This window comes from Micromonospora sp. NPDC048999 (genome assembly GCF_040649295.1).
Taxonomy (GTDB): domain Bacteria; phylum Actinomycetota; class Actinomycetes; order Mycobacteriales; family Micromonosporaceae; genus Micromonospora.
The window spans coordinates 85,791-96,580 of the sequence record NZ_JBEZFI010000023.1; the positions used below are offsets into that span (position 1 = coordinate 85,791).

Below are 10,790 nucleotides of genomic sequence, written 5' to 3' on the forward strand. Positions count from 1 at the left end.
CCCTAGCCGGCGGCCTTGGGCGTCTCGTAGATCCACGACTCGGCCGCGCCCTCGGGCGCCCGCTCCACCCGGCGGTATTCGACGTTTTCGGTCGCCTCATGGGGCCCGTGCAGCTTCAGCTCGTACGTCATCGGCGGGTCGTCCGCGTCCGGCACGTCCCAGCTCACCGCCACCCCGTCGTACGGCCCACCCCGCAGCCGCACCCTCACGATCGCCACGCCACTGACGGTAGCGAAGCGGAGGGCCGCGCGGGCGTGTTAGCCGGGTACAAGTCCGGTCGCCGCCTATCGTCGTCGCACTGGCCCCCACCTGGCCGTCTGCCGGTCCCGGCGCGGTAACTGGCTCGCGGCGCTCGCCGCCGACCGCTTCAGGCCACCGTCTACGCTGGGGTCGTGATCAACAACGAGCCGCCGAGCCGCGTCGTGGCCGCCGACCGGGCCGCGATCGCGGGCATCGTGCGGACGTTCTTCGGCGCCTTCACCTCGGGCGCGAACAGTAGCGCCAGACTCGACGCGCTCCGGCAGGTGTTCCTGCCGGAGGCGGTGATCATCGGAACCTGCGGTGGCGAACCTGCCGTCTACGGAGTCGAGAGCTTCATCGCACCCAGGAAGGCGTTGCTTTCCAACGGCACCCTGGTCGGCTTTCATGAGTGGGAACTGTCGGGGCATACCGAGGTGTTCGGCGATATCGCGCAGCACTTCTGCAGCTATGCCAAGGAAGGCGTACGGGACGGGAAACCCTTCACCGCTCGGGGGATGAAGACTCTGCAGCTCGTCCGAACGTCCGCGGGGTGGCGAATCAGCGCCGTGGCGTGGGACGACGAGAGAGACAACCTGGTGATCGAGTTGGAGGGACATCCAACCCAAGGGACTCGGCCTCTGGCCTGAATAGCGCAGCAGGAGGCCCGGCGTCCCACCGAATTGGACGACCCGGAATAGTGCCAGCATCAACACGCTGCACGGTGCCCCGACCAGGTTTCGAACCTGGGTTCTCCGGTTTCGTAGACCGGCGCGCTCTCCGCTGCGCCACCGGGGCGGGCGACCGGCGCCCACCCCCGTGGGGCGCCGATCGTTTTCAACCCTTCACGCAGACCACCTGCTTGAGGTGCGCAACCACCTCGACCAGGTCCTCCTGCTGCGCCATCACCTGGGTGATGTCCTTGTACGCGCCGGGGATCTCGTCGACCACCCCGGCGTCCTTGCGGCACTCCACCCCGGCCGTCTGCGCGGCCAGGTCCGCGGTGCTGTAGGTCCGCTTCGCCTGCCCGCGCGACATCCGCCGCCCCGCGCCGTGTGACGCCGAGCAGTACGCGTCCGGGTTGCCCTTACCGCGCACGATGTACGAGCCGGTGCCCATCGACCCGGGAATGATGCCCAGGTCGCCCTTGCCGGCCCGGATGGCCCCCTTGCGGGTCACCAGCACGTCCACCCCGTCGTAGGTTTCCTCGGCGACGTAGTTGTGGTGACATGAGATGGGCTCGTCGAAGGTCACGTGCGGGAACTCGTCGCGGACCACCCCGCAGAGCAGGGCGAGCATGACGGCCCGGTTGCGGCGCGCGTACTCCTGCGCCCACCAGAGGTCCCGACGGTAGGCGTCCATTTCCGGGGTGCCGGCGAGGAACACCGCGAGGTCCCGGTCGGGCAGGTCGACGTTGTGCGGCAGCCCGCGCGCCACGGCCATGTGCCGCTCGGCCAGTTCCTTCCCGATGTTGCGGGACCCGGAGTGCAGCATGAGCCAAACCCGACCGTCGTCCGGGCCGCCCTGCTCCAGGCAGATCTCGATGAAGTGGTTGCCGCCGCCGAGGGTGCCCAGCTGGCGCTGGGCCCGGGTCTCCAGCTGCGCCACCTTCCGGTCGAGGGTGGCGAAGCGCCGCCAGAAGTCGTCCCAGCCGCCCTGCTCCAGGCCGCGGACCCGGCGCGGGTCGACCGCGTTGTCACGCATGGCGAAACCGACCGGGATGGTCGACTCGATCGCCGTACGCAGCGGGGCGAGGTCGTCGGGGAGGTCAGCCGCGGTGAGCGAGGTACGCACCGCCGACATGCCGCAGCCGATGTCGACGCCGACCGCGGCCGGCGAGACGGCCTGCCGCATCGCGATGACCGAGCCGACGGTGGCGCCCTTGCCGAAGTGCACGTCCGGCATGACCGCGACCCCCTGCACCCACGGCAGGGCGCCGATGTTGCGCAGTTGCTTGGCCGCCTGTGCCTCGATGGCGTACGGGTCGGTCCAGACCCGGACCGGCGCCCGGGTACCGGCCAGCGGGGTGAAACCCATCGTGGTCTCCTTGAACTCTGGTGATGTCGAGCGGCTGGCCGGATTCGAACCGGCGATCTTCACCGTGGCGAGGTGACGCGCTGCCTGACTGCGCTACAACCGCAAAGCTGGTCCCGGAGGTGGGACCGGCGTAGGCCGTACGGGACTCGAACCCGTGACCTCCCGGGTGAGAGCCGGGTGAGCTGCCAACTGCTCCAACGGCCCGCGTGGACGGCGGGTCGCCGTCCACGTTGAGCTGTACGCCCCTCTGAGCGGGTGACGAAAAAGCCGCCCGGTCCCGGGTTGCGGGGCGGGCGGCTGCGCGTGTGTCGCGCCGGCGCTATTCGCGCCACCACCCCGGTTGCCACCGCTGCCGTCGGCAGGAGCCCAAGCCGGGTTCGGCCAGCAGGGCACCGCCGCGCGGCGTGGGCCGCTCGGCCTGGGTGCGATTCTGCTGCGACACGGCGTGCTCCCTCTGGACGGTGGAACCGGTTGACGTTGCCCGCTCACGGTAGGCGGGCCGGCGGGCGTACCGCAATGGATATTCGTGGACCCGGCGGTGGCCGGTGCGAGCGGTCAGGCCGGCTCAGGTGGTGCCGACCCGGATCGAGCCGGTGTTGCCGGTGGCGATTCGCAACTTGACGCGCTCGAACCCGGCACGGCTCAGCAGCCGTCAGCGTGAGATGTTCACCGACCCGCAGGGTCACGTCCTCGAGCGACCGCACTGCAGCGCTCATGCGACTCCTCTCCCAGAGTTTCCCTGGGACAGGGTTCTCCCGCTTCACACGGCCTGACCCGTCGACCATGCCCAAGCCGCGATGCCGACCCGGTTGCGCGCGCCGAGCTTGGTCTGGATGTTGGCGACGTGTGTCTTCACCGTGCCGGCCGAGATCGCCAACTCCGCCGCGATTTCGGCGTTGGTACTGCCGTGGGCCACCGACCGGGCGACCTCGAGCTCCCGAACGGTCAGCGCATCGGCACCGGCCAGGGCGGACGGTGCGGTGGAGAGTCGGCGAAGCAGCCGGACGGTCAGCTGGGGACTGATCAGCGTGTCGCCGGCCACTGCGGACCGGACTGCCTCGACCAGCAGCGCCGGTCCGGACCGCTTGAGAAGAAACCCGTAGGCGCCGTCGCGTAGCGCGGTGGTGACGTAGTCGTCAAGGTCGAACGTTGTCACGACGATCACGCGCGGACCGGTGCCGGCCAGCCGCCGGGTCAGTTCCAGGCCGTCGATCCCGGGCATCCGTCCGTGGGGTGAGAGGTTCCCGCGCTGGATTCCGCTGTTAGGTGGACGCCCGGTGCCGGTGGCGCTGGCGGTCGTGCCCGCGATGGCCGTGGCGATGCTGGTCACCTCGGCCGGGTTGATGTTCGCGCGGGCCCTGTACGTCAACCCGAGCAAGGGCAACTGGGCCGCGATGGGGCCGACCCTGCTTTGGCCGGTCTGGGGTGCGGCGCTCGCCGTGGCCGCGGTGGCCTACCGGCTGCGCCGCCGGGGCCCGTGCGCACGGTGCGGCGACTCGCGGGGCCGGCCGGGGTACTGCGCCGCCTCGCCGTCTACCCGCTGCCGCTGTCCAGACCGTCGCGAAGGAGGGCGGTGACGCGAGTGGTGACGTCGGTGTGCAGCGCACCCACCGCCTCGACGCCCTCGCACAGGGCCGCGGACAGCGCTGCGGCGTCGGACGGGTCGTCAATCGGGCGCGCGACCGCGAGGGCGCCTTCCCACCAGAAGGTGACCAGCGCCCACGTACCAGGATCGTCGGAGAGGATGAGGTCCTCCATCACCTGGTCGATGGCCTCGCCGAGGGCCTCGTCGTCCGCGTCCGGGTGCTCGTCGATGCACCGCTGCCGCAGCCGTTCGCCGTCAGCGTCGATACGCAGCTGCCAGCCGCCGTCGGCGGCGGTGACGTCGAACCACGCCGGTAGGCCGCGGTCGGTGTCGTCACCGGCCGCCAGGCATGGGATGCGCAGGTCCTCGATCGGGTGGGCGCGGACCAGTTGGTAGCCGAGGAGGCTCGCCGCCTGGCGGAGCCGCTCGGCACGGCCACCCTCCCAGCGGACACCGACCGGCAGCACCGCGCACAACCGTTCCCCGATCGTCGCCCAGCGTGCGCGCGGGACGAGCACCTGCAGCGCGAGCGCAAGGTCGTGGAAGGTGCCCGTTTCCCACCGCCACTCGCCCGGACCCCAGGTGATGTGGGGTTCGAGCAGGCAGGTGAGCAGCACCTGTTCGGCGGCGACCTCGTACGGTGGAACATCGTCGATGTAGGCCAGCGCGTCGGTGATCGCCGACACCAGGTCGTTGGCAGTCCAGGAGCGTGGCTGCCAGGCGATCGAGCCGCAGTCGCAGCGACTGGCGGGCGCGATCGGGGACAGGTCGGCGTCACAGCGCGGACACGTCAGGCCAGCAGCAGCGGTCTGCCGAGCGTAGTCGTCGCGGATCGCGGCCAGATCTGCGGCGATCTGCCGCGGTGACCCGGCGAGGAAGCCAGCCCAGCCGAAGTCGGTGTAGATCTTCACTGTCCACACCCGGGCCCGGCGGCCGCCCTCCGAGACGGCTTCCGCGAGATCCCAGCCGTCGGGACCGAGGCTGGCGGTGAGCGCGTCGATGACCGGCTGCCAGGCCGGCACCTCCGGTTCCGATGGCGGCGGTGGGGCGGGACGGCCGGCCGCGGCGGCGACGAGCGCGGCCGCACGCCAAACCGAGCGCTCCTGGGCGGGGGTCGGTTCGCTGACGGTGTAGCCGGTGAAATATCCGGCGACGCTGTGGGTGACGGTCACGACGTGGCCGTCGGGCACGACCAACGAGGCCGGTCGGCCGGACAGTTGGTGGCGGGCGCACACCAGCGCGTCGAAGCCGCGGACGAGTCCCGGACGCACGGATCGTGTGTGGCCACACTCGACGCAGGTGACGGTGACCTTTCCCCGGCTTCTTGCCATGATTCGTCCTCCCGTGCGTCTGCGAGCCACGCTACCGCCGGGGTCCGACAATGGGTCGCCGTGGACGCGCCGGGAGCCCGCGTTCGCCGACTACAAACGGGCGACGGCCGGGCGGTTACGCGTGGGCGACCGGGTGGCGCTTCGTCTCTTCCATGAACGGGAATTGGGCGGTCAGGTCGGCGAGCGCCGCCCCGGCTCGCCAGGCGGCGGCCACCTGTGCCACCTGGAGCAGGTCGGTGACGTCGCCCCGGGCCTGGACCTCGCCGGACACCCGAAGGTCGATCATGAAGTAGCGGGCCTGGGAGCCGAGCCCGACGCAGACGGTGCCCCGTTCGGAACCCACCTCGGCGCAGGTGAACCGGGCGCGCCCGTGGTCGGGGGCGGTCACCGGGCCAAGGTCGAGCTGGTGTCGGGCGGCCGTCTCGACGAGCGCGGGGGCCAGACCGCCCCGCTCGACCAGGTCCGGGTAGAGGCGCACACCCAGGGCGCTCGACACGTCGCTCATGACTGACTCTCACTTCCTTGTGACAGAGACCAGCAGCACGCAGGTTACGAAGAGGTTTCCGGCGCTCCTGATCATCCTGTCCCTCCGGGAAGCCCCACGGCAATAGGAACGGCCGATTCGACCGCCATCGGGGCAGGAGAGGGACAGGCCCGACCCACGGCTTCGCCCTGAGCCAAGCTCGCGGGAGCGTTCGGAGGGCGACCAACAGCGGGAATCGCGGCAGGTACCCGGGGTCGTGCCGGCGCGTACGATCCAGGCCCATGGCGCGGATCCGTTGTGACTTCTTCTCCGAGGCCCTCGGCATGAGCACGTCGATGACCGTGCTACTGCCGGAGCGGGCCTCGGCCGGGATCGGCATGGCCGGCGGCGCCGTCGCCGGTGACCCGCCGGTGCTCTACCTGCTGCACGGTTTGAGCGACGACGACACCACCTGGACGCGGCGTACCTCCATCGAGCGGTACGCCGCGCCGCTCGGTCTGGCGGTGGTGATGCCGATGGTGGCCCGGAGCTTCTACACCGACGAGACGCACGGCAACCGCTACTGGACCTTCCTCAGTGAGGAACTGCCCGAGGTCTGCCGCTCGTACTTCCGCCTCTCCGACCGGCGGGAGGACACCTTCGTCGCCGGCCTGTCGATGGGCGGCTACGGGGCGATGAAGTGGGCGCTGCGCGCCCCGGGCCGGTTCGCGGCGGCGGCCAGTCTCTCCGGCGCGTTGGACGTCAGCCGGCGGCGGGACCATCCGACCAGCCCGGTGAACCCGGCAGTGTGGCACACCGTCTGGGGCGGCCGGGAGGTGGCGGGCACCGACGACGACACGGTGGCGCTGCTGGAACGCGCCGGCGACGACCCACTGCCCCCGCTCTACGTCACCTGCGGCACCGAGGACTTCCTGTACGAGGACAGCGTCCGCTTCGTCGACACCGCCCGACGCCGCGGGCTGCCGGTCACCGTGGACTTCTCCCCCGGCGACCACGACTGGGCGTACTGGGACGCGAAGATCCAGGACGTGCTGGCCTGGCTGCCGCTGCGCCGTTAGGTGTTGGCGAGGCAGTCGGATCGGGTGCCTGAGCTCCATGCAGGCCGTCCGCGCGCATCCGTCCTCGTGCGTGACCTCGGCCTGCTGTCCGTCGCTTCGCTGGCCCTGGCCGGCCGTCGGTGGTTGGGCCCGTTGCTGTCACCGTTGCTGTCGACAGCGATGGCTTGCACGCCTGGTGGTGCCCTGCCGCCAGCACGCCCACACCCGTTGCGCAGCAGCGCGCGGCGGCTCCGATGGCCGCCGTCCCTTCTCCGCCACGAACAGCATCCGGACCACTGGCAGACTGCCCTTATGCCGCCTGAACCGGAGTCGTGGATCATCAAGCACTTCTCGCAAGCCAACCCGGTCGGCGTCGGCCAGGATAGCGTCCCGGCGCTGCTCCGCCGCATCGCAGACAGCATCGAGCAACGGCCGGGCATCGAGGTCCAAGACGTCGTCCTGCATAGCGAGGTCACTGCCGACGGTGATTGGTGGTCGGCCACCGTCTACTACCATGATCGATCGCTCTAACGGAATCCGGCGTACAGGTCGACTCGTCCGTCGCCCTCCAGATCAGCCGCCCTTACGTGGTGGCTGACCTGCTGTTTCTTCGGGTGCTGCCGGTCAGCGCCGGTCGTCTCTGGTCGGCCTTTGACGGCCGCCGACGGCCCAGACGGCCCACGGACGGCCCAGGCACCGTCAGTTTGGAAGGTGCCTTGATCGCCAGGCAGATCATCGTGAACGTGCTGGTGATAAGGCTCGTCGTCCCCTGATGCATTTGAGTGTCCGGGCAGGGAGATCCCGTTGCTGACCCCTGTTGACCCGACTGTCGGGCACGCAGCGGGCACGAACCATCTCTGGGAGACTCTGCACGTCGCTTCCAGGGAAGGTGCCACGGAATGGGCCGCATGGCCGATGGAACCCCGATCCCCGTGCAGTGCGAGGGAACTGTGCTGCTACACGAGGACGACGCCGGCACGTGCGCTGAACCGGATTGTCCCGGGACCGGGCTGCGCCACCGTGGCCGGATCGACGTTTGCCGTCTCGATGACTGCACCCATTGCCCCTCGGGGCCAGCTTGGAGTGACTACCTCTGATGGTCGTCGCCCGGGCCGAGTCAGCCGACGCCTTCGGTGTGAACTCTCGGCGATCGGGTCGGATCGGGCTCGATGCGAGGTCAAACGGGCTGCTGAGGCGCTTCTCGGCTCGGTTCGGCTGGCACGGTTGCTGTACTTCGCTGCTGTACTGCTGGCATCAGGCGAGGCGTTGGACGCGGACCTTCGGGCGCTCGTTCCTCAGGTGTCCCTGCTTGTGCTGGCGGATCTGCTCGTCCCAGACCTCCTGGTCGTAATCCGGGTCCGGCGGGATCCACCTGTGGGCGCCGTCGCTGTAGTGGAACTTCTCGTCTCCGGGCCGCAGGATGCTCATCGGGTCCAGCCGAGGAATCGGTAGTGCAGGTGGCCGGCAGGAAGATGGGCCAGGTCCTCGGCGGCGTCGACGAACTGGGCAGCCAGGTAGAGGGCGAGAGACACCGGAGCACGGTCATACTCCGCTCGCAGCTCCCGCCGCCGGGTCTGGCAGGGCCACTCCCCCGCACAGCCGCCGCACGTCCAGCCTGGCTTGACCGGGTGGTGAGTGGTCATCGCGGGCCGTCCTGGCTGGGCCAGTGGCCCCGGTTGATCGGAATGCGGTGACGGCTACGGCAGGGCAAGGTCGTGCCGCAGCGGCAGATGTACCGCCAGTGCCGCCAGGACCACACGGGCCGATGGCGACGGGCGAGGGTGAGCGCTGCCGCCAGGACGTACTGGTCGTAGGAGACCCGCTTCGTCGGTTCGCCAGCCGCCGGGGCCATTAACCGCCGAGTTGGGGAGTTGGAAGGGAGCACTGCCGCCTCCTCGTGCCGCAGGGTCCGGAGGCGTGGATGCCCGATCGCGGGGGATGCGCCGGACATCCACGCCGGCGAGGACGGCCCACAGCGCCAACCGGGGGAATCGACCTCCTCGGCAACCTCCCATAGGTACCGTTGGGTAGTCAAGGGCTGACGTAGGTGGTCTACTCGTGTTGCCAACCGAGGGGAACACCGTGCCACCGCGTTACCGCTACGAGCAGATCGCCGACGACCTTGCCGAACGCATCGCGTCCGGCGAGTTCCCGCCCGGCTCCAAGCTGCCCAGCCGTCGAGAGTTGATCGAGCACTACGGCGTCACCGAACCCGTGATCGACCGCGCAATGCAGGTCCTACGGATCAAGGGGATGACCGAGACGCTTCCCGGCGTGGGCGTTTTCGTCGCGGAGTGATCCCCAGGAGCTGGCCCGCCGCGACCGCGACCTTTCGCTGGTAAGTCCTGGGCACGCCGTCCGGCAGGGTCCGTCCACGTCTGCGACCTCGGGCGGCCGTCCGTGATCGGCCACCGGTGGCTGCCCTCATCCCGGCGCCGGTCGCTGTCAGCGCTGCTGTCGACGCCGCTGCCGCGCACGGTTTAGGAAGGCAGTTGCGCTTGCCGGGCGCGCTGGCCTCCTGCCAGGGCAGGCACCCGATTCCTCTCCCGCCCTGCGGTTGATCATTCCGCGCATGTTCCGGATCTTGCGTCGGACCGCCCTACTCGTACACGACAGCCGCCGCGAGCGCCCGGGCAAGGAACATCCAGTCACCCTCGGCAGGAAGCTCCTGTCCGAAGTTGCTGTACCAGCCGGGCGCGGCGGCGATCCACGCGGACAGTGCGTCGAGGAATCGATCCAGCGTCTGGTTCTCCCAATCGGTGCCGGAGCGAATGAAGTCATCGCGGAGAGCTGCCACGAACGCAGCAAGGTCTTCCCGGGTTCTCACTTCGTTTGCCGGGTGCGGCGGCAGATCCCAAGCCATGGCCGAGACGATACTTGGCGTTGTATTGATCAAAGGTGAGGGCATAGTCGATCAACACGGACAAGATGCCGCCTGAACTGCCCGTTCACTGGTCGTCGGTGGTCAACGTTCGTTGCTCATGGTTCACCTCTGACGGCCTGGATACGGCCTGATCTTGGGACCCGCCCGGCCGCTGTGGAGCCCACGCCGTTAGTGCTGGTGAACGGTCGATGCTTGCTGCTCCAGGAACTCTCGGAAGAGCTCGCAGAGGTTCGAGACGGCCCGCAGGTGGTCGGCATCGGTGACAAGGCGGTCCTCCGAGGCGCCCTCGCCGAAGGTCTCTGCTAGCACCAACGACGAGAAGGCGAGAGGGCTGCCGTGATGGCGGGAAGACATCCACGCTTGGAACGCCGCCAACTCACCCTGACCGCGTGCGAGGTCGAACCCCGTTAGGGCCGAGAACGCTCGCTCGTACCTTGGCCGCCCGACGTACATGCCCAGCCGGCGCTCCATATGCCACAAGAACTCTTCCCAGGTCACGATGGAATTGTCCCTGACGCTGGCCTCTTCGTGTGGACTGTCGGCGAGCGGGTTCGGGTCGGGCTTGATGCGAGGTCAAACGGCCTGCTGAGGCGCTTCTCGACTCGTTTTGGCTGGCACGGTTGCTGCACTTCGCTGCTGTACCGCTGGCCTCGACCGCTCGGTCTGCCTGGTCCACCCGAGGAAACGGCGGCGCAACACGCCGGCCGGCGTCCAGGTCAAGCCCCTGGAAGTGGTGTAACGGCTGATCTTTCGAGTTGTGCTGGTTAGAAGGGTTGTGTTCCGGGCTGGTCAGTGGCGGGTTCGCTGGTGTCGGGTTGCCAGCGGTCGATGTCGTCGGGCCAGGCTGCGGGACGGCCGTGGCTGTCCCAGAAGCCGGTCTCGGTGCCGGTGGCGGCCAGGGCGGCGTTGGGTTTCTCGCGTTCGGTCGGGGTGGGGATGGTGTGGTCGCCTGTCGCGTCGGTCATGCTGCGGTCTCCAGTTGGGGCAGGTCCGCGCTGGTCGTGGTGGGTTTGGCGGTCTCGCGGGCCTTGGTGAGGATGTCGAGGGCGAAGTAGCGGCGGCCTTCGGTCCATTCGTCGTGTTGTTCGGCAAGGACGGCGCCGACGAGGCGGATGACGGCGTCGCGGTCGGGGAAGATCCCGACGACGTCGGTGCGGCGGCGGATCTCCTTGTTGAGTCGTTCGTTGGGGTTGTT

General features: G+C 69.4%; 16 protein-coding genes and 3 tRNA genes. 5 read left to right on the forward strand and 14 right to left on the reverse strand.

Annotated features, from left to right (window positions below; all coding sequences use genetic code 11):
* Nucleotides 1-2: 2 nt before the first annotated feature.
* Entirely contained in the window at nt 3-218 is a 216-nt protein-coding gene (locus AB0C02_RS22030; RefSeq protein WP_357550561.1) for a hypothetical protein, read from the reverse strand.
* 174 nt (nt 219-392) lie between these two features.
* On the opposite strand from AB0C02_RS22030, the gene AB0C02_RS22035 reads away from it, so the two are divergent.
* Entirely contained in the window at nt 393-887 is a 495-nt protein-coding gene (locus AB0C02_RS22035) for a nuclear transport factor 2 family protein (RefSeq protein WP_357550562.1), read from the forward strand.
* A 75-nt stretch (nt 888-962) separates the two neighbouring features.
* Here the strand turns inward: AB0C02_RS22035 and AB0C02_RS22040 are convergent.
* The 7 genes from AB0C02_RS22040 to AB0C02_RS22070 all read right to left on the reverse strand — a co-directional run bounded on the left by AB0C02_RS22040 (nt 963) and on the right by AB0C02_RS22070 (nt 5,695).
* Nucleotides 963-1,035 (reverse strand) — tRNA-Arg (locus AB0C02_RS22040).
* Between the two features lie 39 nt (nt 1,036-1,074).
* A complete protein-coding gene (locus tag AB0C02_RS22045; protein WP_357550563.1) occupies nt 1,075-2,274 on the reverse strand; it encodes an RtcB family protein in 1,200 nt (399 codons plus the stop codon).
* A gap of 29 nt (nt 2,275-2,303) precedes the next feature.
* A tRNA-Gly gene (locus AB0C02_RS22050) sits at nt 2,304-2,377 on the reverse strand.
* 28 nt (nt 2,378-2,405) lie between these two features.
* Nucleotides 2,406-2,478 (reverse strand) — tRNA-Glu (locus AB0C02_RS22055).
* A gap of 556 nt (nt 2,479-3,034) precedes the next feature.
* Nucleotides 3,035-3,643: a response regulator transcription factor gene (locus AB0C02_RS22060; RefSeq protein WP_357550564.1), complete on the reverse strand. Its 609-nt coding sequence runs from the start codon at nt 3,641-3,643 to the stop codon at nt 3,035-3,037.
* Between the two features lie 164 nt (nt 3,644-3,807).
* A complete protein-coding gene (locus AB0C02_RS22065) occupies nt 3,808-5,130 on the reverse strand; it encodes a hypothetical protein (protein ID WP_357550565.1) in 1,323 nt (440 codons plus the stop codon).
* Between the two features lie 175 nt (nt 5,131-5,305).
* Nucleotides 5,306-5,695: a hypothetical protein gene (locus AB0C02_RS22070; protein WP_357550566.1), complete on the reverse strand. Its 390-nt coding sequence runs from the start codon at nt 5,693-5,695 to the stop codon at nt 5,306-5,308.
* A 260-nt stretch (nt 5,696-5,955) separates the two neighbouring features.
* On the opposite strand from AB0C02_RS22070, the gene AB0C02_RS22075 reads away from it, so the two are divergent.
* The 3 genes from AB0C02_RS22075 (at nt 5,956) to AB0C02_RS22085 (ending at nt 7,484) form a co-directional block, all read left to right on the forward strand.
* Nucleotides 5,956-6,732: an alpha/beta hydrolase family protein gene (locus tag AB0C02_RS22075; protein ID WP_357550567.1), complete on the forward strand. Its 777-nt coding sequence runs from the start codon at nt 5,956-5,958 to the stop codon at nt 6,730-6,732.
* 291 nt (nt 6,733-7,023) lie between these two features.
* Nucleotides 7,024-7,242 carry a hypothetical protein gene (locus tag AB0C02_RS22080; protein ID WP_357550568.1) on the forward strand — a complete coding sequence of 73 codons (219 nt, stop codon included), beginning with the start codon at nt 7,024-7,026 and terminating at the stop codon, nt 7,240-7,242.
* A gap of 59 nt (nt 7,243-7,301) precedes the next feature.
* A complete protein-coding gene (locus AB0C02_RS22085; RefSeq protein ID WP_357550569.1) occupies nt 7,302-7,484 on the forward strand; it encodes a hypothetical protein in 183 nt (60 codons plus the stop codon).
* A 481-nt stretch (nt 7,485-7,965) separates the two neighbouring features.
* Here AB0C02_RS22085 and AB0C02_RS22090 read toward each other — a convergent pair whose 3' ends face one another.
* Nucleotides 7,966-8,139, reverse strand: a complete 174-nt coding sequence (locus AB0C02_RS22090; protein ID WP_357550570.1) for a hypothetical protein — start codon at nt 8,137-8,139, stop codon at nt 7,966-7,968.
* The gene (locus AB0C02_RS22095) at nt 8,136-8,354 is read right to left on the reverse strand and encodes a flavin reductase (protein ID WP_357550571.1); all 219 of its coding nucleotides are present in this window, start codon (nt 8,352-8,354) and stop codon (nt 8,136-8,138) included. The genes AB0C02_RS22090 and AB0C02_RS22095 overlap by 4 nt, the downstream gene beginning before the upstream one ends.
* A 415-nt stretch (nt 8,355-8,769) precedes the next feature.
* On the opposite strand from AB0C02_RS22095, the gene AB0C02_RS22100 reads away from it, so the two are divergent.
* The gene (locus tag AB0C02_RS22100) at nt 8,770-9,009 is read left to right on the forward strand and encodes a GntR family transcriptional regulator (RefSeq protein WP_013476970.1); all 240 of its coding nucleotides are present in this window, start codon (nt 8,770-8,772) and stop codon (nt 9,007-9,009) included.
* Between the two features lie 301 nt (nt 9,010-9,310).
* Here AB0C02_RS22100 and AB0C02_RS22105 read toward each other — a convergent pair whose 3' ends face one another.
* The 4 genes from AB0C02_RS22105 to AB0C02_RS22120 all read right to left on the reverse strand — a co-directional run.
* Nucleotides 9,311-9,574 carry a hypothetical protein gene (locus AB0C02_RS22105; RefSeq protein ID WP_357550572.1) on the reverse strand — a complete coding sequence of 88 codons (264 nt, stop codon included), beginning with the start codon at nt 9,572-9,574 and terminating at the stop codon, nt 9,311-9,313.
* 189 nt (nt 9,575-9,763) lie between these two features.
* Entirely contained in the window at nt 9,764-10,093 is a 330-nt protein-coding gene (locus AB0C02_RS22110) for a hypothetical protein (RefSeq protein WP_357550573.1), read from the reverse strand.
* 266 nt (nt 10,094-10,359) lie between these two features.
* On the reverse strand, nt 10,360-10,560 hold the full coding sequence (locus AB0C02_RS22115) for a hypothetical protein (RefSeq protein WP_357550574.1): 201 nt from the start codon (nt 10,558-10,560) through the stop codon (nt 10,360-10,362).
* Nucleotides 10,557-10,790 (reverse strand): transposase (locus AB0C02_RS22120; RefSeq protein ID WP_357550575.1); only part of this gene is annotated, 234 nt, incomplete at its 5' end. The genes AB0C02_RS22120 and AB0C02_RS22115, both read right to left, overlap by 4 nt.

Excerpts from the sequence above, each read along its gene's own strand:
- AB0C02_RS22045 (WP_357550563.1), bottom strand. The coding sequence starts at position 2,274 with ATGGGTTTCACCCCGCTGGCCGGTACCCGGGCGCCGGTCCGGGTCTGG.
- AB0C02_RS22070 (WP_357550566.1), bottom strand. The coding sequence starts at position 5,695 with ATGAGCGACGTGTCGAGCGCCCTGGGTGTGCGCCTCTACCCGGACCTG.
- AB0C02_RS22075 (WP_357550567.1), top strand. The coding sequence starts at position 5,956 with ATGGCGCGGATCCGTTGTGACTTCTTCTCCGAGGCCCTCGGCATGAGC.
- AB0C02_RS22080 (WP_357550568.1), top strand. The coding sequence starts at position 7,024 with ATGCCGCCTGAACCGGAGTCGTGGATCATCAAGCACTTCTCGCAAGCC.
- AB0C02_RS22090 (WP_357550570.1), bottom strand. The coding sequence starts at position 8,139 with ATGAGCATCCTGCGGCCCGGAGACGAGAAGTTCCACTACAGCGACGGC.
- AB0C02_RS22095 (WP_357550571.1), bottom strand. The coding sequence starts at position 8,354 with ATGACCACTCACCACCCGGTCAAGCCAGGCTGGACGTGCGGCGGCTGT.
- AB0C02_RS22105 (WP_357550572.1), bottom strand. The coding sequence starts at position 9,574 with ATGGCTTGGGATCTGCCGCCGCACCCGGCAAACGAAGTGAGAACCCGG.
- AB0C02_RS22115 (WP_357550574.1), bottom strand. The coding sequence starts at position 10,560 with ATGACCGACGCGACAGGCGACCACACCATCCCCACCCCGACCGAACGC.